General features: G+C 66.5%; 20 protein-coding genes and 1 riboswitch. Of the genes, 4 read left to right on the top strand and 16 right to left on the bottom strand.

The features are described 5' to 3' along the window. Positions 1-277 precede the first annotated feature (277 nt). The 3 genes from AC3A3X_RS12520 to AC3A3X_RS12510 all read right to left on the bottom strand — a co-directional run bounded on the left by AC3A3X_RS12520 (position 278) and on the right by AC3A3X_RS12510 (position 3,313). Complete coding sequence (locus AC3A3X_RS12520; RefSeq protein WP_487583353.1) at positions 278-1,690, bottom strand: OmpA family protein; 1,413 nt, start codon at positions 1,688-1,690, stop codon at positions 278-280. Between the two features lie 281 nt (positions 1,691-1,971). After that, a complete protein-coding gene (locus tag AC3A3X_RS12515; protein WP_487583352.1) occupies positions 1,972-2,556 on the bottom strand; it encodes a hypothetical protein in 585 nt (194 codons plus the stop codon). 10 nt (positions 2,557-2,566) lie between these two features. After that, positions 2,567-3,313 (bottom strand): M48 family metalloprotease, encoded by a 747-nt coding sequence (locus AC3A3X_RS12510; protein ID WP_487583351.1) that lies wholly within the window; start codon positions 3,311-3,313, stop codon positions 2,567-2,569. 251 nt (positions 3,314-3,564) lie between these two features. On the opposite strand from AC3A3X_RS12510, the gene AC3A3X_RS12505 reads away from it, so the two are divergent. Continuing rightward, the gene (locus tag AC3A3X_RS12505; RefSeq protein WP_487583350.1) at positions 3,565-3,765 is read left to right on the top strand and encodes a DUF3079 domain-containing protein; all 201 of its coding nucleotides are present in this window, start codon (positions 3,565-3,567) and stop codon (positions 3,763-3,765) included. Positions 3,766-3,933: 168 nt separating this feature from the next. Here the strand turns inward: AC3A3X_RS12505 and AC3A3X_RS12500 are convergent, their stop codons facing one another. Together AC3A3X_RS12500 and AC3A3X_RS12495 are read right to left on the bottom strand one after the other, a co-directional pair. Continuing rightward, positions 3,934-7,059, bottom strand: coding sequence for an efflux RND transporter permease subunit (locus tag AC3A3X_RS12500; protein WP_487583349.1), 3,126 nt, complete (start codon positions 7,057-7,059; stop codon positions 3,934-3,936). Between the two features lie 3 nt (positions 7,060-7,062). Further along, positions 7,063-8,160 carry an efflux RND transporter periplasmic adaptor subunit gene (locus AC3A3X_RS12495; RefSeq protein ID WP_487583348.1) on the bottom strand — a complete coding sequence of 366 codons (1,098 nt, stop codon included), beginning with the start codon at positions 8,158-8,160 and terminating at the stop codon, positions 7,063-7,065. Positions 8,161-8,428: 268 nt separating this feature from the next. Between AC3A3X_RS12495 and cysK the strand changes: the two genes are divergently transcribed. Further along, positions 8,429-9,382 (top strand): cysteine synthase A, encoded by a 954-nt coding sequence (gene cysK / locus AC3A3X_RS12490; RefSeq protein WP_487583347.1) that lies wholly within the window; start codon positions 8,429-8,431, stop codon positions 9,380-9,382. A gap of 227 nt (positions 9,383-9,609) precedes the next feature. Further along, complete coding sequence (locus tag AC3A3X_RS12485) at positions 9,610-10,125, top strand: O-acetyl-ADP-ribose deacetylase (RefSeq protein ID WP_487583346.1); 516 nt, start codon at positions 9,610-9,612, stop codon at positions 10,123-10,125. A gap of 72 nt (positions 10,126-10,197) precedes the next feature. Here AC3A3X_RS12485 and AC3A3X_RS12480 read toward each other — a convergent pair whose 3' ends face one another. The 11 genes from AC3A3X_RS12480 to AC3A3X_RS12430 form a co-directional block, all read right to left on the bottom strand. Next, positions 10,198-10,797, bottom strand: a complete 600-nt coding sequence (locus tag AC3A3X_RS12480) for a NapC/NirT family cytochrome c (RefSeq protein ID WP_487583345.1) — start codon at positions 10,795-10,797, stop codon at positions 10,198-10,200. Further along, complete coding sequence (locus tag AC3A3X_RS12475) at positions 10,797-11,375, bottom strand: nitrate reductase cytochrome c-type subunit (RefSeq protein WP_487583344.1); 579 nt, start codon at positions 11,373-11,375, stop codon at positions 10,797-10,799. Before AC3A3X_RS12475 ends, AC3A3X_RS12480 begins: the two co-directional genes overlap by 1 nt. Before the next feature lie 12 nt (positions 11,376-11,387). Further along, the gene (gene napA, locus AC3A3X_RS12470; protein ID WP_487583343.1) at positions 11,388-13,880 is read right to left on the bottom strand and encodes a periplasmic nitrate reductase subunit alpha; all 2,493 of its coding nucleotides are present in this window, start codon (positions 13,878-13,880) and stop codon (positions 11,388-11,390) included. Then, positions 13,877-14,185 (bottom strand): chaperone NapD, encoded by a 309-nt coding sequence (locus tag AC3A3X_RS12465; protein ID WP_487583342.1) that lies wholly within the window; start codon positions 14,183-14,185, stop codon positions 13,877-13,879. Before AC3A3X_RS12465 ends, napA begins: the two co-directional genes overlap by 4 nt. Continuing rightward, the gene (napF, locus tag AC3A3X_RS12460) at positions 14,182-14,679 is read right to left on the bottom strand and encodes a ferredoxin-type protein NapF (protein ID WP_487583341.1); all 498 of its coding nucleotides are present in this window, start codon (positions 14,677-14,679) and stop codon (positions 14,182-14,184) included. Before napF ends, AC3A3X_RS12465 begins: the two co-directional genes overlap by 4 nt. A 1-nt stretch (position 14,680) precedes the next feature. Beyond that, the gene (gene napE, locus AC3A3X_RS12455) at positions 14,681-14,842 is read right to left on the bottom strand and encodes a periplasmic nitrate reductase, NapE protein (protein WP_487583340.1); all 162 of its coding nucleotides are present in this window, start codon (positions 14,840-14,842) and stop codon (positions 14,681-14,683) included. A gap of 534 nt (positions 14,843-15,376) precedes the next feature. After that, positions 15,377-16,387, bottom strand: coding sequence for a class I fructose-bisphosphate aldolase (locus AC3A3X_RS12450; protein WP_487583339.1), 1,011 nt, complete (start codon positions 16,385-16,387; stop codon positions 15,377-15,379). Between the two features lie 149 nt (positions 16,388-16,536). Then, on the bottom strand, positions 16,537-17,244 hold the full coding sequence (locus tag AC3A3X_RS12445) for a hypothetical protein (RefSeq protein WP_487583338.1): 708 nt from the start codon (positions 17,242-17,244) through the stop codon (positions 16,537-16,539). A 174-nt stretch (positions 17,245-17,418) separates the two neighbouring features. Continuing rightward, positions 17,419-18,885, bottom strand: coding sequence for a pyruvate kinase (pyk, locus tag AC3A3X_RS12440; RefSeq protein ID WP_487583337.1), 1,467 nt, complete (start codon positions 18,883-18,885; stop codon positions 17,419-17,421). Between the two features lie 332 nt (positions 18,886-19,217). Beyond that, positions 19,218-19,856, bottom strand: a complete 639-nt coding sequence (locus AC3A3X_RS12435) for an HAD hydrolase-like protein (protein ID WP_487583336.1) — start codon at positions 19,854-19,856, stop codon at positions 19,218-19,220. A 13-nt stretch (positions 19,857-19,869) separates the two neighbouring features. Further along, positions 19,870-21,042 carry a phosphoglycerate kinase gene (locus AC3A3X_RS12430; RefSeq protein WP_487583335.1) on the bottom strand — a complete coding sequence of 391 codons (1,173 nt, stop codon included), beginning with the start codon at positions 21,040-21,042 and terminating at the stop codon, positions 19,870-19,872. 195 nt (positions 21,043-21,237) lie between these two features. Beyond that, positions 21,238-21,475: riboswitch (cobalamin riboswitch) on the top strand. A gap of 342 nt (positions 21,476-21,817) precedes the next feature. On the opposite strand from AC3A3X_RS12430, the gene AC3A3X_RS12425 reads away from it, so the two are divergent. Further along, positions 21,818-24,178 (top strand): ribonucleoside-diphosphate reductase subunit alpha, encoded by a 2,361-nt coding sequence (locus AC3A3X_RS12425; protein ID WP_487583383.1) that lies wholly within the window; start codon positions 21,818-21,820, stop codon positions 24,176-24,178. Positions 24,179-24,386 lie beyond the last annotated feature (208 nt).

Raw genomic sequence — 24,386 nt, 5'->3', positions numbered from 1 at the left:
TGTGCTGTGCGGGTTAGCGGCGGGGGCCGAACTTCTTGCGCTGTTGCGTGTCGGGCTTGCGTCTGCGGCACGGCGGACGACGCTTCAGTGTTTCGTTGCATTGTCTTCGGGGGCCCTCACCCCAACCCCTCTCCCGCAAACGGGAGAGGGGCTCCTACCGTCGCTGGAAGACCGTCATCCCCGCGAAGGCGGGGACCCAGCGACGTTGCTCCAATGACCGTCATTCCCGCGAAGGCGGGAACCCCTCAAGGCGATCGCTCGCTGAGGCGTCCACCGCTTAGTTCTTCAGCGCGGAGAACTCGATGCGCCGGTTCCGTGCGCGGCCTTCGTCGGTGGCGTTGTCGGCGATCGGCCTGTCCTGACCGAATCCGCGCGCATCCAGCGTGCCGGCAGCCACGCCCAACTCGACCAGCTTGGCCTTCACGGCCTCGGCACGTTGCAGGGACACTGCCATGTTGACCGCGGCGTCGCCCGAGTTGTCGGTGTGGCCACCGATCTCGATACGGGTGCCTGCGGGCGCGGCCTTGATCGCGTCGGCGGCCTTGACCAGCGTTTCCAGGCTGTCTCCAGTGATCCTGCTCGATCCGGTTTCGAAGTAGATCGTCGACAGGTTCAGGGCCTTGACCAGGTCATCGGATGTGAAGCCTGCCTTGAGCATGGACAACGCCGCCATCGCCTTGTCCCACAGGCCGGATATCTGCAGGCCGGCGAAATCGGCGCGCAGTTTCTGCGACAACGCGAACCGCTGGTCCTCCGGCAGCGCCGAGGTATCGAGTTGCAGCTTGTCGCCATCGAACCCGAGCTTGATGCCGCTGCGCTTGAGCTCCGGCAGCAACGCGATCAGCTTGTCCATCCAGCGGGCCGGTGCCGTGGTCATGTCCACCGTGATGTCGCCGCTGACGTTGCCGGCGCCGAAGGTGGCGCGCAGCGCATCCATCAGGCGCATCTTCTCCGGCTCGCTGGCCAGCTGGCCGTTGACTGCGACCTTGCCATCCACATTCTCGATCTGGAAGCGTGGATCGACCTGCTCGACGGCAACAGCAGGCACCGACGCGCGCGGTTCCACCTGCGCGCTCGCCGGCTGCTGCCTTGAGTAACCCAGGTACAGCAGCAACGCGCCGATAAACGCTGCCAGCAGGAGCAGCCAGACCAGCACGCCACTGGATCGCTTGCGCGGCGCCCGGGCATGCGTTTGTACGGTTCGATCGACCACCCGGATTCCGCCTGCCACCGCCGCGGTGCCTGCAGCGACTCCGCCCCAACCCCACTGACCCAGAGTGCCGACGAAATCACCGATGCCATCCACCAGGCCGCGCAGCGGTTCCGGCACGATCGAGCCGTGCGCCATCTGCCCGCTGCGAGCGAGCGCCCCGACCACCTCGGGCAGGATCTTCGCCGTCGCTTCCAGTGTGGCGCTCTGCGTCAGCGCCAGACGCGAGGCCATGGAGCCGAGCAGTGCCGGACCCAGCACGGATTCGAGCTGATTGCTGCTGATGGAACAATTGGCTTCCTTGCCCAGCCAGGTGGCGACCAGGTGCCCCAGGTTGGCGTTGCGAAACGCCTGGACAAAACCGCCCGGGCCGCCTCGCTTTTCGTTGAAGATCAGCGCCACCAGCATACCCACCAGCTGCGAGGCCTTCTTCCTGTCGCCGATCAGGACGGATGCTTGCTCAATGATGTTCTCGAACATCGACGATCCTTGATTGTTCACAGGACCACCACAGGATTGGATACGGCCATTTCTTTCTGCTCCGTTGAGTTGCGCTGCCAATAGGGCACGACGCTTGTTCGCCATCGTTCGCGGCGGCCCTGGAATGGCAACCTGCGAACCATGCGAACGCTATCTGCCTCAACAGACCGAATCCATGCGAATTGCCTCAAGGCAGGCGAATCAACGCCTCGATCGGCGAAGCCGGTTCGATCAGACGTTGATGGTGGCGCTCAGGTACAACGCGCACGGCGACAGCAACACTACGATGCCTTCCTGATGACCAGTTTCCTGGGAGCATCCTGGACAGAGATCACGAGCTGGTCGAACCGTTCGGATTCCGCGGTCCCGTCCGGTAACGGATTGGCCTGAACAGTGGCGTAGGAATAGACCTTGCCATCGACGCGGGCCAGTTCGATCTCGCCCGCACGATCGGCGTCATGCAACGTCTGCCAGCGTGCCTCGTCGTACACCCGAATCAGGGCCACGTGGTAATGCACCAGCGGATCCTCGTGCACAGGGTGGAACCGTGCGCCATACGCGCACTCGGGAGCGGTGACGCCCGCCATGGTCACCTTCTCGATGCTGACGTCACCTTCCTGCCACAGGTGGGGGATCGTCAGCGCCGTGCCGAGGTCGTCGAACACGAACAGCATTTCATCGGCCTTGGGGTTGTACACCAGCCTTCCCCCGGGTGCGTCGGGGTGGCCCGGCGTGGTTGACGGCGGCGTGGCTTGCGTCCTCGGGGCGGTGGCTTGCGTCACTGCGCGCCCTGCGTCATCACAGCCCGCCAGGACCCCCACGGCCAGCAGCATCGCCGCCGTCTTGCCAAACCATTGCTTGAACATGACGGTGGCGTCAGCCGCCCTTCCTGATCATGTCTTCGATCTTCTTCGTGCGCGTGGCAGACGCCGGGTGCGAGGACGTCAGGCCACCTGCACTGGGCATCTTCCTGAACAACGTCACCATCGCATTCGGGTCGTAGTGATGCCGGACCATGAAGCGGTAACCGTAAGCGTCGGCCGCGCTCTCTTCCTTCTGCGAGAACTGGGCGTTGATCACCGACTCGGCGATGTCGCCCAGTTGTCCTTTGGCGTACTCGCCCACCTTGCCGCTGAGCGCGGCACCGTCACGGGCCGCCGACGCCAGCAGTGCCGCGCGCTGCTTGGCCTTGCTGTGCCCAAGCTTGACGTGCCCGATCTCGTGGCCGATGACACCGCGAATCTCGTCATCGGTCGCCATGTCCATCAGGCCCGAGAACACGCGCACACACCCGTTGGCCATCGCGAATGCATTGATGTCCGGCGTCAGGTACGCTTTGAACGACAACTTCATGCCGTCCTCGTTGTCCAGCCCCTGGACGATCTTTGCCAGGCGGACCGCGTACTTGTCGCCGGCGGGCGCCACCTTGTTTTCCTTGTCCGAGTAGGCGCAGGCATCGTTGGCCGAGGCGACTACCTCGCTGTCCGACAAGGTGATGGCCTTGCCTGCCTTGGCTCCGGCACCGATCAGCTTTTCAAGGTCAATGCCAGCTGCATGGGACGTGGCGGCGGCGCCACATGAGAGCACTGCAGCAATCAGGACGTGAGTGTGTTTCTTGAACATGCGAGTCGATTCCCACGGGCCGTTTCATCAGTTTCCAGGCCGCGTCCAGCGACGCGGCAGCGGATATGAAATTCCCAGAAGAGGCGGCTCGCGTACATAGGACTGATCTGAGCGCCTGCGCGACGTTCAGCGATTCAGCTTGCGCAGGTGGACGGCCATGGCGATTTCGCCAACACCCTGATCCATGTCAAGTCGCAGCAAGGGCGAGTCGGCTAGATTGGGTGCGAGCGTCAACTGAAGCGGTCGAGAGCATGGCTAAGAACTTTCCATTGAATCCCAAGCATCCCGAGCGGATCTGCTGGGGCTGCGACCGCTACTGTGCGACCGATTCGCTGGCGTGTGGCAATGGCTCGGGACGCACGATGCATCCGGCCGAGACGCAGGGGGATCAGTGGTACCTGGATTGGGGCATCGAACCGGCGCCCGGGAGTCCGAAGAACGCGAAGCTCTGATGGCCCTGCTTGGTCAGACGTCACGTATGGCGTGGCCAGAGAGGAGCAACGGCAAAGTCAAAATGGATCCCGGCGTTCGCCGGGATGACGTATCAGGCCTGGATGACGTGACAGGGCTGATGGGGTGAGGGCCCGGATCCCGGCGTTCGCCGGGATGACGTGAGGAGGTCAGGCGTGGCCGCCCACCGACGGGGTCTGGGCTTCGAGCTTCTCCAGCTCCTGCGACACCGCCTCGGGTGACTTCGTGTACTTGGCCAGTAACACATAGAACGCCGGCACCACGAACAACGACAGCAGCGTCGAGAACGACACGCCGAAGATCACCACGATGCCGATCGTTGCCCGGCTCGCCGAGCCCGGGCCGCCGGCAACCACCAGCGGCACCGCGCCGACCACCGTCGCAATGGACGTCATCAGGATCGGACGCAGGCGCACCGCCGAAGACTCGACGATCGCCTGGTGGATGCTGCGACCTTCATCGCGCAACTGGTTGGCGAACTCGACGATCAGGATGCCGTTCTTCGCCGCCAGGCCCACCAGCATGACGATGCCGATCTGACTGAACAGATTGAGCGTGCCGCCGGTCAGCGCCAGTCCGATCAATGCGCCGAGCACGCCCAGCGGCACCGTCAGCATGATCACGAACGGATGGATGAAGCTCTCGAACTGCGCGGCAAGCACCAGGTACACGATCAGCAGCGCCAGGGTGAAGGTCAGCAACACCGCGCCGCCGGCCTTCAGGTATTCGCGCGACTCGCCCTTCCAGTCGATCTGGGCGTGGTCGGGCAGTTCTTCCTGCACCGTCTTCTCCAGCCACTGCATCGCCTCGCCCATGCGGTAGCCCGGCGTCAGGCCGGCGCTGATGGTGATCGCGCGCAGGCGGTTGAAGCGGTTGAGGCTGCCCGGCTCGGCCAGTTCGCGCAGCGTGACCAGGTTCGACAGCGGGATCAGCGCGCCATCGCGCGCACGCACCTGGATCGCCTCCAGGTCGGCCGGCGAGGCGCGCAGCTCGCGGTCGGACTGGACGATGACGTCGTACTCCTCGCCGTTCTGCACGAAAGTAGTCACGCGGCGGCTGCCCATCATCGTTTCCAGGGCGTGGCCGATGTCGGTCACCGGCACGCCGAGGTCGGCAGCACGCTGGCGGTCGATCTCCACGCGCATCTGCGGGCGGGTTTCCTTGTAGTCGGAGTCGGTCGAGAAGAAGCCCGGGTTCTGCTCCATCTTCGCCAGCAGCTTGTCGCGCCACTGCGCCAGCTCGGCATACTCGGGGCCGCCGAGCACGATGTTGATCGGCTGGCCGCGACCGCGCACCAGGCCACCGCTGACCTGCGGCATCGCGCGCACGCCCGCCAGGCTGCCGAGCTCGCCCTGCAGTTGCTTGGCGACGTCGGCGGTGCTGATGTCGCGCTCCTTCCAGTCCTTGAGGAACACGGCGATGCGGCCGGTATGCATCTCCTCGCTGGCGCCGAAGCCGCCGGGGACGCGCGGGTTGTAGCGCTGGATCACGCCGTCCTTGCCGGTATGCGCGGCGACGATCTTCTCGACCTGCTGCACCTGTCCGACCGTGTAGTCGAAACCGGCGCCTTCCGGGCCGAGGATGCTGATCTGGAACGAGCCGCGGTCTTCCGGCGGCGCCAGTTCCGACGGCACCACCTTGAACAGCACCAGGCTGATCAGGATCGCCACCACCATCACGCCACCGAACACCCAGGGATGGTCGACACTGTGGTCGAGGAAGCGGCGGTAACGCTTGCCGATACCGTCCAGGCGCGCGTTGACCCAGCGGTTGACCGGGTTGGATTTCTCTTCGTTGTGCGCACGCACCAGCTTCGACGACATCATCGGCGTCAGCGTCAGCGCGACGAACGCCGACAGTGCCACCGCGCCGGCCAGTGCCACCGACAGTTCGCGGAACAGGCGTCCGGTGTTGCCTTCCATGAAGCCGACCGGCAGGAACACCGCCACCAGCACCGCGGTGGTCGCGATCACGGCGAAGGCGACCTGCTTGGTGCCGCGCTTGGCCGCGACCAGGCGCGGTTCGCCCAGGTCGATGCGGCGCTGGATGTTTTCCAGCACCACGATCGCGTCGTCCACCACCAGGCCGATGCACAGCACCAGCGCCAGCAGCGTCAGCAGGTTGATCGAGAAGCCGAACAGGTACAGCGGAATGAACGCAGCAATCAGGCACACCGGCACCGTCACCGCCGGGATCAGGGCGGCCCGGATGCTGCCGAGGAACAGCCAGATCACCAGCAGCACCAGCACGATGGCTTCCACCAGCGTGTGGTAGACGCGCTCGACTGCCGATTCGATGAACACCGTGGTGTCGAAGGCGACGAAAATGTTGGTGCCCTGCGGCAGCGTCTTCTGCACCTGCTCGGCTTCGGCGCGGACGGCGCGGGCAACGTCGAGGCTGTTGGCGGTGGAGGTCTTGACGATGCCCAGGCCGATGTTCGGCTCGCCGTTGCTGCGGTAGTAGGCGCGGCGTTCCGCCGAGGCCAGCTCGATCCTGGCGACGTCCCCCAGGCGCACGACGTAGCCGTCCGTGCCCTTGCCCAGCGGGATCTGGGCGAAGTCCTCCGGCTTCTGGTAACTGCGCGCAACGCGCAGGGTGAAGTCGCGGGCGTTGGATTCGATGCGGCCGGCCGGCAGCTCGACGTTCTCGGCCTCCAGCGCGGTCTCGACATCGTTGACGGTGATGCCGCGCGCGGCAAGCGCATCGCGGTCGATCCAGACCCGCATCGCATAGCGCTGCTGGCCGCCGATGCGCACCTGGGCGACGCCGTCCACCGACGACAGCCGATCGACCACGTAGCGCTCGGCATAGTCGGACAGCTGCAGCGTGTCCATCTGCGTCGAGCTCATGTTGAGCCAGAGGATCGGATCGGCGTCGGTCTCGACCTTCTCGATCTGCGGCGGGTCGGCTTCGTCGGGCATGCGATTGCTGACGCGGCTGACCGCATCGCGCACGTCGTTGGCGGCGGCCTCGATCTCACGCGACAGGGTGAACTCGATGCTGATCGAGGCGCGGCCGTTGATGCTGCGCGACTCGATGGTCTCGATGCCTTCGATGCCGGCGAGCGCGTCCTCGAGGATCTGGGTGATGCGGGTTTCCACTACCGCCGCCGAGGCGCCGGGGTAGTTCACGTCCACTGACACGATCGGCGGGTCGATCGCGGGCAGTTCGCGCAGGGTCAGGCGCGAGAACGCCATCACGCCGAGCACGATGAGCAGCAGGCTCATCACCGTGGCGAACACGGGACGGCGGATGGACAGATCGGACAGGTTCATGACTCAGCCCCGCTTGGCCGTCGCGGCCCCATCGACCTGCGCGCCTGCCTTCTGGTCGGCCTTCAGATCGGTGATGCGGCTGCCGACGCGCAGCTTGCCGGTGCCGTCGACGACGATGCGGTCGCCGACCTTCAGCCCCTCCGCGATCTCGGCCTTGCCGTCGCGACGGCTGCCGACCTTGACGTCGGCGCGTTCGACCGACGAGTCCGGCTTGACGCGGTAAACGAAGCTGTCGGTGCCGACCTGGACGATCGAGATCTCCGGCACCAGCAACGCCTGCCGCTCCGGGCGCACCAGCGTCACCTGCAGCAGCATGCCCGGCCGCAGTTCGCGGCCGTCGTTGGCGAAATCGGCGCGCACGGTGACGGCACGGGTGGCTTCGTCGACACGTGCGTCGATCGTGCTGACCACGCCATCGAAGCGGCGTCCCGGGTAGGCGGTGCTGGTACCGCTGACCTGCTGGCCGACGGCGAGGCTGGCCAGCAGCGCTTCCTGGACCGGGAAGTCGACGTAGACGCGGGCGGTGTCGTCGAGCGTGGCGATCGGCGTGCCGGGCGTGACCAGCGCACCCGGGCTGACCTGGCGGATGCCGAGCACGCCGCTGAACGGTGCGCGGATCACGCGGTCGCCGATGTCGGCGCGCATCTGCGCGACGCGGGCGCGGGCGACATCGCGGGCGGCGCGCTGGGTGTCGAGGGTCGAGCTTGCGATGAGCTGCTGCGTGGCCAGTTCGGTCTGGCGCTTGTAAAGCTGCTCGGATTCGTTGGCCGCCGCTTCGGCCTGGGCCAGGGCGGCCTGTTGCTGGCGCCCGGTAAGCGTGACCAGCGGTGCGCCGGCAGCGACGATGTCGCCACTGTTGAAATGCACCTGCTCCACCGTCTCGCTGACCTTGGCACTGACCGTGATCGACTCGCGCGCCTTGACGTTGCCCAGCGCCATCACGGTATCGCTCCACGGCTGCATGCTCACCTGCTGGGTGGTCACCGGGATTGGCCTGTCGCCGCCGCCGTCGCGCTGTTTGGCGTCATTGCTGCCGCACGCGGCGAGCGCGAAGGCGAAAACCAGCAGGCAGCTGGCTTGGAATCCCGGGGTAAGTCGCATGCGGCTCTCTGAACATGGGGCAAGGTGCGCCCGAACCATTCGATTCTAGCGGTCCCGGGTTAACGCCCGCGTGGGCCATTGGTTGACAACACAGTCCGCACAGCCCGGGCGTCGTCCGATTAAGGCTGGCGTCCCGCTCCGCAGGCTCCCGGGGGGCCTGGACTATGGCAATCTGCGGCGGCGATCACCCTATGGCGCCGCCACGGCGCCCGGCCCTCGCCCACGACGGCCGGCACGACTTCCCTTCCCCAGCCAGGAGTCGAACGAAATGATCCACGACAGCATCCTCGACACCATCGGCCGCACCCCGGTGGTGCGCCTGCACCGCCTAGCCCCCGACCATGTGTCCCTGTACGCCAAGGTGGAAGCGTTCAACCCCGGCGGTTCGGTCAAGGACCGCCTGGCACTGGCGATCATCCTCGACGCCGAAGCGCGCGGCCAGCTCAAGCCGGGCGACACGGTGGTGGAGGCGACCTCGGGCAACACCGGCGTGGCGCTGGCAATGGTCTGCGCGGCGCGAGGTTACAAATTTGTGGCAACGATGTCGGAAACGTTCTCGATGGAGCGGCGCAAGCTGATGCGTGCCTTCGGCGCCAAGGTGATCCTGACCCCGGCCGCCGAACGCGGCAGCGGCATGGTGCGTCGCGCCGAGGAGCTGGCCAGGCAGCACGGCTGGTTCCTCGCCCGCCAGTTCGAGAACGAGGCCAATCCGGCCTACCACCGCCAGACCACCGCCGCGGAGATCCTGCGCGATTTCGCCGGGCGCAGGCTCGACCATTTCGTCACCGGCTGGGGCACCGGCGGCACGCTCACCGGTGTCGGCGAGGTGCTCAAGGTGGCGCGCCCGGAAGTGCGCGTGACCACGTGCGAGCCGGCCGGGGCGGCGCTGCTGTCGGGCAAGGAATGGCAGCCGCACAAGATCCAGGGCTGGACCCCGGACTTCGTTCCGGCGGTGCTCAACCGCGACGTCGCCGACGCGATCCTGCCGATCGACGACGTGCTGGCGCGCGATACCGCGCGACGCCTGGCCAGCGAGGAAGGCATCTTCGTCGGCATCTCCGCCGGCGCCACCGCGGCGGCAGCGCTGGAAGTGGCGCGCAATGCCGACAAGGGTTCGGTGATCCTGGCGATGCTGCCCGACACCGGCGAGCGCTACCTGAGCACGTTCCTGTTCGAGGGCGTGAACGAGGGCTCGGACGACGAGTGGCTGGCGGGGTTGTAAGTCGCTCGGTACCGCCACCCGTCGGTTCCTTTACTCCCACCACCCGTACATCCGCGTTATTCCCACCACCCGTCATTCCCGCGAAGGCGGGAACCCAGTGTCGTTCCAGCGTTTCAAGTCGCTGGGTCCCCGCCTTCGCGGGGATGACGAGTATCGGCGGGGATGACGAGTATTGTCGGGATGAACGTATTGGCGGTGATGACGAGCGACCTGGAGGCACTCCAGCCATGACCATGCATGTATTCGAAGGCGACATCACGGCCCTCGCGATCGACGCCATCGTCAACGCCGCCAACCAGACACTGCTCGGTGGCGGCGGCGTCGACGGTGCGATCCACCGGGCCGCCGGCCCCGGCCTGCTCGAGGAATGCCGGTCGTTGCCACAGGTACGCCCAGGTGTGCGCTGCCCGACGGGCGAAGCGCGCATCACCGGCGGGCATCGTCTTCCCGCACGGCACGTGATCCACACCGTCGGCCCGGTCTGGCACGGCGGCAATGCCGGCGAGCCCGCGCTGCTCTCCGCCTGCTATCGCAACAGCCTGGAGCTGGCACTGCAGCACGGTGTCGAGTCGATCACCTTCCCCGCCATCAGCTGCGGGGTCTATGGCTATCCGCCGGAACTGGCGGTGCCCCTGGCGGTGGCGACGGTGGATACATGGCAGGCCGCGCACAAGCAGCCGATCGCGGTCACCTTCGCCTGCTTCGGTGGCGAGATGGCGCAGCGCTACCGCGCACTCTTGTAGGAGCGAGCTTGCTCGCGACCCACCTTGCGGTGCCCTGATGCGTGGTTCGCGAGCAAGCTCGCTCCTACACATCTAGCCCTGCGGCACGCCCGCCATGTCCGGCAGGCGGTGCGCCACGCCCTTGTGGCAATCGATGCAGGTCTTCTCGCCCGTGAACAGCCAGCGCTTGTGGATCTGCGCTGCGCGCGATCCTTGGCGGGTCAGGTCCATCGAGTCGTAGTCGTGGCAGTTGCGGCACTCCAGCGAGTCGTTGGCCTTCAACCGCGACCATTCGTGCATCGCCAGCTCCAGGCGATGGTCGAGGAACTTCTCGCGCGTGTTGATGGTGCCGAAGAGCTTGCCCCACACTTCCTTCGATGCCTGCATCTTGCGCGCGATCTTGTCGGTCCACTGATGCGGGACATGGCAGTCCGGGCAGGTCGCGCGCACTCCGGAGCGGTTGCTGTAGTGGATCGTCGACTTGAGCTCCTGGAACACGTTGTCGTGCATCTCGTGGCAACCGGTGCAGAACTTCTCGGTGTTGGTCGCCTCCAGCGCGGTGTTGAACCCGCCCCAGAACAGGATGCCGGCGATGAACCCCGCCGCCACCAGGAAGCCCAGGCTGTAATGCACGCTGGGCGAGCGCAACGTGCGCAAATAGGGTTTGAGTCGCTCGAGCCAGCGCCGGAACATCACGGGCTCCCTTTCGCTTCAGCGGCCGCCAGGACCCGGTCGATGTCCTCGAAGGTATTGGTCACCAGCACCGGCGCGTCGGTCTGCACCACATGGCACTGGTTGCAGAAGTACCGGCGCGACGAGATCGAAGCCAGGAACTGGTCGTCGCGATCCATGTAGTGGGTCACGCTGACCGGCGGTGCCTGGAACTTCTCGGCGTTGGCGCGGGCGTGGCAGAGCATGCAGCGGTTGCTGTTCCTGTCGACCTGGTAGCCGTCGATGGCATGCGGGATGGTCGGCGGCTGCATCGGATAGGCGCGCTCGCGCTTGCGGTCGACGTTTTCCACGCGCGCCATCGGCAGCGGCGCCGCCTCCTGGTCGACCGGCACGCCGCGGCGCAGCGCATCGAGCTGGCGCGCGCCGGTGCGGCCGATCGCGGACTCCGCCGATGCCGCCGGCGCTGACGCCGCCACCCGCGGTTCGGCCGCGCGCTCGTGCTTGCCGACCATCCGGCCGAACAGCCAGCCGGCGAAGAAGATCAGGGCCATCAACCCGACGGTCATGCCGACGGCGATCAACAATGGCTTGTTGCGCATGGCGATGCCCTCCTAGGCGCCCAGGACCTTGACCGCGCACTTCTTGAAGTCGGTCTGCTTGGAGATCGGATCGGTGGCGTCGAGCGTGACCTTGTTGATCAGCTGCCCGGCATCGAACCACGGCACGAACACCACCCCGGGCGGCATGCGGTTGCGGCCGCGCGTCTCCACCCGTGTGCGCATCTCGCCGCGGCGCGAAACCACCCGCACGTCGTCACCGCGCTTGAGGCCGCGCGCCTTGGCGTCGTCGGGGTTCATGAAGATCACCGCGCTCGGGAAGCTGCGGTACAACTCCGGCATGCGCATCGTCATCGATCCCGAATGCCAGTGCTCGAGCACGCGCCCGGTCACCAGCCACATGTCGTACTCCTTGTCCGGCGACTCCGCGGGCGGCTCATAGGGCAGCGCCCAGATCACCGCGCGGTTGTCGGGATTGCCATAGAACTGGTAGCCGGTTCCGGCCTTGACGTAGGGATCGGCGCCTTCGCGGTAGCGCCAGCGCGTTTCCTTGCCATTGACCACCGGCCAGCGCAGACCGCGCGTGCGGTGGTAGTCGTCGAACGGGGCCAGGTCGTGGCCGTGGCCACGGCCGAATGCGGCGTATTCCTCGAACAACCCTTTCTGCACGTAGAAACCGAAGTGCTGCGACTCGTCGTTGGCGTAGCCTTTCTCGATGTCGGCCAGCGGGAACTTGTCGACGTTGCCGTTGCGGTACAGCACGTCGTACAGGGTCTTGCCCTTGAAGCCCGGGTTGGCGGCGAGGATGTCCGCCGGCCAGCACTCGTCGGTGGTGAAGCGCTTGGAGAACTCCATCAGCTGCCACAGGTCCGAGCGTGCCTGCGCCGGCGCACTGACCAGCTGGTGCCAGAACTGGGTGCGGCGCTCGGCGTTGCCGTAGGCACCTTCCTTCTCCACCCACATCGCCGCCGGCAGCACAAGGTCGGCGGCCTGCGCGGTCACGGTCGGATAGGCATCGGAGACGACGATGAAGTTGTCGGGATTGCGGTAGCCCGGCCAGCCTTCCTCGCGAAGGTTGGCCGCGGCCTGCATGTTGTTGTTGACCTGCACCCAGTAGGCATTGAGCTTGCCGTCCTTGAGCGCGCGGTTCTGCTCGACCGCGTGGTAGCCGGGCTTGGCCTTGATGATGCCGTGCGGGATCTTCCAGATCTCCTCGGCATGCTTGCGGTGCTCGGGGTTGGTCACGACCATGTCGGCCGGCAGGCGGTGGCTGAAAGTGCCGACCTCGCGCGCGGTGCCGCAGGCGGAAGGTTGCCCCGTCAGCGAGAACGGGCTGTTGCCGGGCGTGGCGATCTTGCCGGTCAGCAGGTGCAGGTTGTAGACCATGTTGTTGGCCCACACGCCGCGCGTGTGCTGGTTGAAACCCATGGTCCAGAACGAGGTGACCTTGATCTTCGGATCGGCGTAGAGCTCGGCCAGCTTCTGCAGCCAGCCGGCTTCCACGCCGGTCATCTCGACCGTCTTCTCCAGCGTGTATGGCGCCACGAACGCGGCGAACCGGTCGAAGTCGATCACCTTGCCGCCGTTGGCATCCTTGGCATTCTTGGCCTTGACCTCCAGCGGATGCTCCGGGCGCAGGCCGTAGCCGATGTCGTCATTGCCCTGCTTGAAGCTGGTGTGCTTGTCGACGAAGTCCTTGTTGACCTTGCCGCTCTTGATGATGTGGTTGGCGATGTAGTTGAGGATGACCAGGTCGGTCTGCGGCTTGAACACGATCGGGATGTCGGCCAGCTCGAAGCTGCGATGCTCGAAGGTGGACAGCACGGCGACCTTGACGTTGGGATTGGTCAGGCGACGATCGGTCACGCGGGTCCACAGGATCGGGTGCATCTCGGCCATGTTCGAGCCCCACAGCACGAACGCATCGGCCTGCTCGAAGTCGTCGTAGCAGCCCATCGGTTCGTCCATGCCGAAGGTGCGCATGAAGCCCATCACCGCCGAGGCCATGCAATGGCGCGCGTTCGGATCGATGTGGTTGCTGCGGAAGCCGGCTTTCATCAGCTTGTTGGCGGCGTAGCCCTCGAAGATGGTCCACTGGCCGGAACCGAACATGCCGATCGCGTCGCCGCCCTTGTTCTTGAGCACTCGCTTGAACTGCGCGGCCATGACGTCGAAGGCCTCGTCCCACTCGACCTCGACGAAGTCACCGTCCTTGGCGTAGACCCCGTCCTTCTTGCGCAGCAGCGGTTTGGTGAGGCGGTCGCTGCCGTACATGATCTTCGACAGGAAGTAACCCTTGATGCAGTTGATGCCGCGGTTGACCTCGGCATGGACATCGCCGTGCGTGGCGACGACATGGCCGTCCTTGACTGCAACATTCACGCCGCAGCCGGTGCCGCAGAACCGGCACGGCGCCTTGTCCCACTTCAGCGCGGTCAGGTCGCCTTCGGTGACGATGTTGGCGGCGCCGCCCGGCAGGGACATGCCGGCGGCGGCCGCGGCGGTGGTGACCGCGGTATTGCGGATGAACTCGCGACGGGTGGTCATGGCGCGACTCCGGTGACGGTAGGTGTGGGCATGGGCGCGTCGAGCGCTTCGCCCGGTTCGGCGTGGTGGTAGACCAGCAGCACGTTGAGAACGCCCGGGACGGCGCGCAGGGCTTCGATGCGATCGAGCAGCGCGTACTGGTCGGCGCATTCGCACAGCACGATGCTGCGGGTGCCCTCGCTGCGCGCCAGCTCCATGTCGTCGCTGGCGGCGATCCAGGTGGCGAGTGCGGCCGCGGCCTCCTCCCGGTGCTGGACGACGAAGCTGGCGATGTGGACTTCGGTGGCGGGCGTGTCGGTGCTCATGCCGGCTCCAGGTGCATCAGTGTCAGTGCGTCGACCGGGCACACGCTCACGCACGCACCGCAGCCGTTGCAGCGCGCGGGGTCGATGACGGGCGTCGGCACGGAAATCGACAGGGGGAATGCGATCGCCCGCTCCGGACAGGCATCGCGACAACTCGAACAGACCACGCCATGACGCGGCAGACAGGCATCGCCGGCGCTGGCCAGCGTGCGCCACGGAACGTCGGCCGCCGTGCGGTCGATCGCCCGCGGCTCGCAGGCGTCGGCGCAATCGCCGCAGAACGTGCACTCACCCAGGCGCGGGTCGAACTGCGCGTAGCCGGCAGCGCCGCGCACGAGCACCTGCTCCTGGCAGCGCTCGACGCAGGCGCCGCAGGCGGTGCAGGCGTCGAGGAAGTCGGCTTCGGCCAGCGCCCACGGCGGGCGCAACGGCGCGCGGGCCTGGCTGCGGCCCAGCAGCAGGGCGCGACGCGAGCGGTTCGGCGCGACTGACACGTCAGTGCCCCGTCGGCGGGCCGGCGAACATCTGCCAGATCCAGACCAGGAAGCCGTAGCCCGCGACGATCATCACCGTCAGCAGCGGGAATACGACCGCAGTCAACAGCAGGAAAGCGATGCGCTCGCGCCGCTTGATGACCGCGTGGTCTGGCTGGCCCATGGCTGGCTCCGTCACGAAAATCCATTCCGTTCACGGCGAGGATGACGCCCCGCCCCATCGACTTCCTTGATCCAGCTCAAAACAGGTCAGGGAAGCGACGCATCAACGCCGGGGCATTGGTAACCCAAGGCGTGTTAAGGCGTCGTGTTAACGCAGCGTAAAACGGCCCTCGTTTTCGTCTGCGGTGCGGCGTCCGTCTGCGGTGCGGCGTTTCGTTGCATGGTCTTCGGCGGCCCTCACCCCAACCCCTCTCCCGCAAGCGGGAGAGGGGCTTTATGCCGTCATCCCCGCGAAGGCGGGGACCCAGTGACGTTGCTTCGATGCCAGTGCAAAGGCAAATGGATCCCGGCGTTCGCAGGGATGACGGTCAAGAGCGACAGGATGTCCGACTAAGGGGCGTAGCAATCCCAGGACCGGCGGACGACGCCTTTCCGAAGCCGGCAACGCAACCGGCACGCAGCCAATCAGCACACCACAACGCAACAAAAAAGCCGGCACAAGGCCGGCTTCTCTGCTGGTTGGCAAACGCGACGCTTACGCGGCCTGCTTCCACTGGCCAAGCGCGGCCAGGCCGTTGTCGCGAGCGCGCTCGTACACCGTCTGCTGGGCCTTGGCGAAGTTGTTGACCAGGTCCTGCGACCACAGCTTCAGAGCCGCCTGCTGCATGGCGCGACCGTAGGAGAACGACAGCGGCCACGGGTTCGGGCCCATCTGGTTCATGGCGTTGAGGTGCGCGGTGGCGGCCTCGTCGGCCTGGCCACCGGACAGGAACACGATGCCCGGCAGGGTCGCCGGCACGGTCGACTTCAGGCACTGCAGGGTCGCCGCGGCGACATCCTCGACGCTGGCCGTCTCGCCGCTGGTGGTGCCCGGCAGGATCATCGACGCCTTCAGGATCGTGCCTTCCAGCATCACGTTGTGCTCGTACAGCGAAGCGAACAGCGAACGCAGCGTGACCTCGGTGACTTCGTAGCAGGTCTCGATGTCGTGCGAGCCGTCCATGATCACTTCCGGCTCGACCATCGGCACCAGGCCCTGCTCCTGGCACAGCGCCGCGTAGCGGGCCAGCGCGTGGGCATTGGCATCGATGCAGGTGCCCGACGGAATGTCGTCGCCGATGTTGATCACCGCGCGCCACTTGGCAAAGCGCGCGCCGAGCTTGTAGTACTCCTCCAGGCGCGCACGCAGGCCGTCGAGGCCTTCGGTGACGACTTCGCCCGGGAAGCCGGCCAGGGCATGGGTGCCCTTGTCGACCTTGATGCCCGGGATCATGCCGTTGTCGGACATGTACCTGGCGAACGGAATACCACTCTTCGTGGACTGGCGGATGGTCTCGTCGAACAGGATCGCGCCGGAGATGTAGTCGCTCAGCTTGGGCGTGGCCAGCAGCAGCTCGCGGTAGGCGCGGCGATTCTCTTCGGTGTTCTCGATGCCCACGCCGGCAAAGCGCTTGGCAATGGTGCTGGTGGACTCATCGATGGCGATGATGCCCTTGCCCGGGGCCACCATGGCCTGGGCGGTTTCGGCAAGCTGTTCGATGCTCATGAGACGTCCTGCGGGAGCGGTGGGAAGCCCGGCATTATAGCGGCAGCGCAGCGTTCCCGCCCGGAGTCGGCCACGGTGAATCAATGACTTGCGCGATTTACACCCCGGATTTCAATACCAGTTTCAGGCCGTTGGCGGCCCGCACCGGGTTACTGCCCGGCGATGGCCTCGCGCAACGTGTGATTGGCCGCGTCCCGCGTCTTCAGGGGCTGGCCGTACTCGTCCACGCCCGGGAAGAAATCGGCGGCCGGATCGATGCTGCGCTTGAGTGCCGCGATCTGCGTGTAGCAATCGGTCAGCGCACCGGCATGCGGGCAACCGAGCAGATGGTAGAACTCGTGAACGGTCGCCTTGCCCGGCGGCGTGAACACCTGGTTGAGCGACACCTGCGTGGCCACTACATAACCGCGCGTGTGCGTCGGATCATCGACACTGCCCAGTACCTCGGGCATCAGCAGGCCCCAGAGGAAGTCGCCGGCGTTGCGGTCGACGAAGGCGACCAGACGGTCGCACGGCGCTTCCAGTTCGTGCGCGATGACATCGTCGAACAGGCTGCGATGGGCAAATCCCGCGCGTGTCCACGGCCGCACCCAGGGCACCACCACTTCGATGCCGTAGGGCTCGAATTCCTGGTTGACGGCGGCGATGAGCTTGTCGACGCGCTGCTCGCTGACGTCGGCCGTGCGCAGCACGCACACGCGCATCTGCACCGGCGGCCCGTACTCGATGGCGAATCGCTCGTGGGTGTGCATGCCCACGGTCGTGCACGCGCACAGCAGAAGGCTGGCGGCGATCGTCGCGATGCCATGCAACAGCGACGACGAGCGGCTGGGACCACCGGACCTGACGGTTGTCACGGCACTTCCCGCGGGGAGGGATTGCTATCGCCAACGCGCCCGGGATGAACCGGCGGCCATCACGCCGCCTTCGCAGGATTTACATCTATTTGTAGGAGCGAGCTTGCTCGCGATCAGGCCTGTGGCGGCTCGGACGCCTGATCGCGAGCAAGCTCGCTCCTACAGGGGGTGAGGTTAGAGCTCGCCCAGACCTTCGGCGGTCCCGTCAGCACCGACCTGCAACAGGCGCAGCGTATTGGTCGCGCCGTGCTGCTCCATGTGATCGCCGCTGGTGAACATGACGCGGTCACCGATGCTGAGACGGTCCTGGTCGTACAGTTCCTTGATGGCGCTGCGCGCGGCATCGCGCGAGCTCAGGCCACGGCTGTCGAAGGCATAGGCGACGACATCGCGCATCATCGTCATGCGGCGACGCGCGCCGTCATGCCGCGACATCGCGAAGATCGGCACCTGCGAGCGGAACCGCGACAGGAAGCGCGCGGTGCCGCCCGATTCGGTCATCGCCACGATCGCGCGCACGCCGATGTGCTCGGACAGGAACATCGCCGCCATCGCGATGGCCTGGTCGGCACGCTCGAGGTTGCGCGGCGCGGCCTCGAAATCGGTGTCGCGGTTGAACTGGCGTTCGGCACCCAGGCAGATGCGCGCCATCGCCTCGACCGCCTTCACCGGATAACGGCCGGCGGCCGATTCCTGCGACAGCATGACCGCGTCGGTGCCGTCGATCACGGCGTTGGCGACATCGAGCACTTCGGCGCGGGTCGGGATCGGGCTGTCGACCATCGATTGCAGCATCTGCGTGGCGGTGATCACCACGCGGTTGCGCTCGAGTGCCTCGCGGATGATCTTCTTCTGCAGGCCGGGCAGCTCGGCATCGCCGATCTCCACGCCCAGGTCGCCACGCGCGACCATGACCACGTCGCTGGCGTCGACGATCTCCGACAGGTTCTCGATCGCCTCGGCGCGCTCGATCTTCGACACCAGCGCGGCGTCGCAACCGGCGGCGCGGGCGATGCGGCGCGCCTCGTTCATGTCTTCGGCGTTGCGGCAGAACGACACCGCGATGAAGTCGGCGCCCAGTTCGGCGGCGACCAGGATCAGTTCCTTGTCGCGCTCGGTCAGCGCGCCCAGCGAGAGGCCGCCGCCCTGCTTGTTGAGGCCCTTGCGGTCCGACAGCGCGCCGTCGTTGAGAACGGTGGTGATGATGCGCTCGCCCTCGATCGCACCCACGCGCAGTTGCAGCAGGCCATCGTCGAGCAGCAGCACGTCGCCGGGACGCACATCGTCAGGCAGGCCGAGGTAGCTCACGCCGACCTCGCGCAGGTTGCCCGGAGGCGCATCGGCACTGGCAACCAGGTCGAAGCGGTCACCGGCCTTGAGCAGCACCTTGCCTTCGGCGAACCGTTCGATGCGGATCTTCGGACCGGGAAGATCGGCGAGGATGCCGACCTCCACGCCGACACGCTTGGCGGCTTCGCGCACGGCTTCGGCGCGGGCGACCTGCGAAGACGGATCGCCGTGCGAGAAATTGAGTCGGACTACGTCGACGCCGGCGCTGAGCAGTGCGTCGAGGACGCCCGGCGGATCAGTGGCCGGGCCGAGGGTGGCGAGGATCTTGGTGCGGCGCTGGTTGGTCGTCATCGAATGCTGCTTTCGCCTGGTGCGGCTTTTGCCGGGTGCGGCTTTTTGCCGGGTGAGATTCCATTGATCCCGGCGACGCTAGCACAGCTGTGCAGTCATTCGAATTGAATACGCATGCAATTGCGCATCCGGTCGTCCGTACCGCGGCGGATGCGGGGAAGTGGTCTGGAAAGACCCGTCCAAAAGCAGACCAGCGGAGTTGGCCGCGGCGGCGGCCCTCACCCCAACCCCTCTCCCGCAAGCGGGAGAGGGGCTTTATCCAACTGCCCTTCTCCCGCTTGCGGGAGAAGGTGCCCGGAGGGCGGATGAGGGCAAGCGCGGCGCAGCCGCGCTCAGGCCGCCAGCAATCCCTGCAATTCCCGCGGCGCACTGACCAGGTGCAGCGCCCCTGCCTCACGCAGTTCCGCTTCGCCACCAAATCCCCACAGCACCCCGACATTGCGCATGCCGTGATGACGCGCGCCTTCGATGTCCATGCGCCGGTCGCCGATCATCCAGCACTCGCCGGCGGCGATGTCGAAGCGCCGTAGCGCCTCCGCGATCAACTGGTCCTTGTGGCTGATCTGTCCGTCCAGGGTCGCGCCGACGATGTCGTCGAAGCGATGCCCGAACGGCAGGTGCCCGGCGATCTTGCGTGCGTGCGGCTCGTTCTTGGCGGTGACCACCGCCAGACGGTGCCCGGCCGTGTGCAGCGCCTCGACAGTCTCGCCGATGCCGGCATAGACCTCGTGCTCGGCCCAGCCGTGGCTCTCGAAGCGGTCGCGATAGTGCAGCACCGCCTGCTCGACGTCCTGCGGATCGTCGAGCAGCGGGCCAAAACTGGTGCGCAAGGCCGGACCGATCCAGCGCCGCAGTTCCGACTGCGGCGGCACCGGCAGACCCATCTTCACCAGCGCGTACTCGACGCAGCGGGTGATGCCGACGGCCGAGTCGATCAGCGTGCCGTCCATGTCGAAGAAGACGGTTGCCATTGCCGTAACGGCCTCAGCCCCGCGCCTTGAGCGCGGTCACTGCCGGCAGTTCCTTGCCTTCGAGGAACTCGAGGAAGGCGCCGCCGCCGGTGGAGATGTAGGACACGTCCTGCTCGATGCCGTACTTGTCGACCGCGGCCAGGGTGTCGCCGCCGCCGGCGATCGAGAACGCCTTGCTGGAAGCGATAGCACGCGCCAGCGTTTGCGTGCCCTTGCCGAACGCGTCGAACTCGAACACGCCGACCGGGCCGTTCCAGACCACGGTGCCGGCGGCCTTGATCAGCTCGGCGTAGCGCGCAGCGGTGTCCGGGCCGATGTCGAGGATCATGTCGTCGGCACCGACGGCGTCGACGGCCTTGACCGTGGCCGGCGCATCGGCGGCGAAAGCCGGCGCGACCACGACATCGGTCGGCACCGGGATGTCGGCGCCGCGCGCCTTGGCGTCGGCCATGATCTTCTTCGCGGTGTCGATCAGGTCCTTCTCGACCAGCGACTTGCCGACGCCGTGACCCATCGCGGCGATGAAGGTGTTGGCGATGCCGCCACCGACGATCAGCTGGTCGACCTTGCCGACCAGCGACGACAGCAGCTCAAGCTTGGTCGACACCTTGGAGCCGGCGACGATCGCCAGCAGCGGTCGCGCCGGGTTGTCGAGCGCTTTTGCCAGCGCATCGAGCTCGGCCATCAGCAGCGGGCCGCCAGCGGCGACCTTGGCGAAACGGATCGCGCCGTGCGTGGAGGCCTGCGCGCGATGGGCGGTACCGAACGCGTCCATGACGTAGACGTCGCACAGCGCGGCGTACTTCTTCGACAGCGCCTCGTCGTCCTTGCCTTCACCGACATTCATGCGGCAGTTCTCGAGCAGTACCAGCTGGCCCGGGGCGACGTCGACGCCGTCGACCCAGTCCTTGACCAGCGGCACGTCGATGCCGAGCAGCTCCGACAGTCGCTTTGCGACCGGCGCGAGCGAGTCGGCCTCACTCCACACGCCTTCCTTCGGCCGCCCCAGGTGCGAGGTGACCATCACCGCAGCGCCCTTCTCCAGCGCCAGCTTCATCGTCGGCACGGCCGCGGTGATGCGCTGCTCGGAGGTGATGCGACCGTCGTCGATGGGCACGTTGAGGTCTTCGCGGATCAGCACGCGCTTGCCGGCGAGGTCGAGGTCGGACATGCGGACGATGGACATGGGGCATTGGCCTCTTGAGCCCTCCCCTTCAAGGGGAGGGTTGGGTGGGGATGGGTTTCCGAGCAGCCGCGACACAATCAAAACCGCATCGGCAAGCCACGCATTGTCCCTTCGATGCCCCCGCACGGCAAATCCACGCCACCACTCGCTCACAACTTATCCACAACATTTAGCGTTGACGTATCCCCCAACCCCCACTATGTTGTGGCCGTCGGTGCCGACCTCGCGGTCGGCTTAAAAGGGAAGTCCGGTGCGGCCACGCTCAGAATCGAGCGGCCAACTCCGGCGCTGCCCCGCAGCGGTAGTGGAAACGAACGCCGTCATGGCACTGGGCATGGGCCTGGGAAGCGACGGTCAGTAGGTGAGGCACCAGCGGCACACGCCCGGTCCTCTCGTCCAGAGCCCGAAGACCTGCCGACAGCCGCGCGTTGCACACCGCGCGGTGACCGGCCAGCGAGTCTTCGGAGGGAAGACGGTCGGTGTCGCACGGTGGCGCCCGTTTGCTGTCAAAGAACGCGCTCGCCACCACAGGCCCGTCTCGGCCTGCGCGACGCCGCAACCGCAATCTCCGAATCCCGCGCCACGCCGCCCTTCGAGGGAAGGACGACGAGCCGTGCGCCCACGCACCGGAGCCATCGCCATGACCACCACCACCGACGCGCCTGCCGTGAGCAAGCCCGCAGCCAACCTTCCAGCAGCGTCTTCCGCGCAGGCCGGCTCTGCGCTGTCTGAGCCCGCCGGCTTCACCCTGACCCCGCCAGCCGCCAACCTCACCATGACGGTGACCAAGCGCAACGGCCGCCGCGACCCGGTCGATCTCAACAAGATCGTGCGCGCGGTGACGCGCAACTGCGAAGGCCTGTTCGCCGTCGATCCGATGCGCGTGGCCACCCGCACCATCTCCGGCCTCTATGACGGCGCGACCACGCGCGAGCTCGACGAACTGTCGATCCGCACCGCTGCCCTGCTCACTGCCGAAGAACCCGAGTACGGCCGCCTCGCCGCACGCCTGCTCGCCGGCGTGATCGAGAAGGAAGTCGCCGGCATCGAGATCCACGCGTTCTCGCAGTCTGTGCAGCGCGGCTTCGACCTGGGCCTGATCAACGAGCGTCTGCTGAGCTTCGTCCAGGCCAACGCGCGCAAGCTCAACGACGCGATCGACCCGAGCCTCAACCAGCGCTTCGACTACTTCGGCCTGCGCACGCTCTACGACCGCTACCTGCTGCGCCACCCGACCGCGCGCACGGTGATCGAGACGCCGCAGCAGTTCTTCCTGCGCATCGCCTGCGCACTGAGCGAGGACGTCAGCGACGCGCTGGCGCTGTACCGGCGCATGGCGCAGTTGGACTACATCCCCAGCTCGCCGACGCTGTTCAACTCCGGCACCACGCACGAGCAGCTGTCGAGCTGCTTCCTGCTCGACTCGCCGGAAGACTCGCTGGAGAGCATCTACAAGCGCTACATGGACGTCGCCAAGCTGAGCAAGTTCAGCGGCGGCATCGGCCTGAGCTATACCCGCATCCGTTCGCGCGGCTCGCTGATCCGGTCGACCAACGGCCTGAGCAACGGCATCGTGCCGTGGCTGAAGACGCTCGATGCCTCGGTCGCCGCGGTGAATCAAGGCGGCAAGCGCAAGGGCGCGGCCTGCGTGTACCTGGAACCGTGGCACGCCGACGTCGAGGAGTTCCTGGAACTGCGCGACAACACCGGCGACGAAGCGCGGCGCACGCACAACCTCAACCTGGCCAACTGGATCCCCGACGAGTTCATGCGCCGCGTCGAGGCCGATGGCGACTGGTCGCTGTTCGACCCGGCCAAGGTGCCGCAGCTGACCGACCTGTGGGGCGAGGCCTTCGACCGTGCCTACCACGCCGCCGAAGTGGCCGGTCTGGCGGCGCGCCAGGTCAAGGCACGCGAGCTGTACAGCCGCATGGTGCGGACGCTGGCGCAGACCGGCAACGGCTGGATGAACTTCAAGGACAAGTCCAACCGCGCCTGCAACCAGACCCTGCGCGAAGGCAACGTGGTGCACCTGTCGAACCTGTGCACCGAGATCCTGGAAGTCACTTCGCAGGACGAGACCGCGGTGTGCAACCTGGGGTCGATCAACCTGTCGCACCACGTCAAGCTGTTCGCCGAAGGCCCGGTGCACGGCGAAGACGGTCGCTTCGATTTCGAGAAGCTCGCAGAAACCGTGCGCCTTGCCGTGCGCCAGCTCGACCGCGTGATCGACCTCAACTTCTACCCGATCGAGACTGCGCGCCGCGCCAACCTCAAGTGGCGCCCGGTCGGCCTCGGCGTGATGGGCCTGCAGGACGTATTCTTCAAGCTGCGCATGCCGTTCGATTCCGAGCAGGCGCGGGCGCTGTCGAAGCAGATTGCCGAAGCGGTGTATTTCCATGCGCTGTCCGCCTCGAACGAGCTGGCGATGGAACGCGGTCGTCATCCTTCTTTTGCCGACACGCGCGCGTCGCAGGGCGAGCTGCAGTTCGAAGCCTGGGGCGTGACGCCGTCCGAGGCCCACGGCTGGGACAGCCTGCGTGCCCGCATCGCCGAACACGGCCTGCGCAACTCGCTGCTGATCGCGATCGCGCCTACCGCGACCATCGCCTCGATCGCCGGCTGCTACGAGTGCATCGAGCCGCAGGTGTCGAACCTGTTCAAGCGCGAGACGCTGTCGGGCGACTTCCTCGTCGTCAACCGCTACCTCGCCGAGGAGCTCAAGACGCTCGGCCTGTGGACGCCGGAGCTGCGCGACCGCATCAAGATGGCCGAAGGTTCGATCCAGGGCATCACGCAGATTCCCGAGTCGCTGCGCGCGGTCTATCGCACCGCGTGGGAACTGCCGATGCGTTCGCTGATCGACATGGCCGCCGACCGTGGTGCCTTCATCGACCAGAGCCAGTCGCTGAACCTGTTCATCGAGAGCCCGAACATCGGCCAGCTGTCGTCGATGTACATGTACGCGTGGAAGAAGGGGCTCAAGACCACCTACTACCTGCGCTCGCGTCCGGCGACGAAGATCGCCAAGGCCACCGTCAGCGGCGTAGTCGAGGCGGCCAAGCCGGAGTACAGCGCGGTCGAAGCGGTGGCGTGCTCGCTGGAGAACCCGGAAAGCTGCGAAGCCTGTCAGTAACCCTCCGACGTAGCCCCTCTCCCGCTTGCGGGAGAGGGGTTGGGGTGAGGGCAGCTCCACCCGCACCGCGAAGAGCGCCCTCATCCGCCCTTCGGGCACCTTCTCCCGCCAGCGGGAGAAGGGAACCCACAAGAAAACCTTCCCTTCAGCCGGCGTGCGACGCGCGAACTGCCTCCCTCCCCTCGCGGAACGCAGCGTCGCCCGCCCC

The organism is Lysobacter sp. Soil_N_23, assembly GCF_057656135.1.
This window is presented reverse-complemented; position numbering and strand designations above follow the sequence as displayed.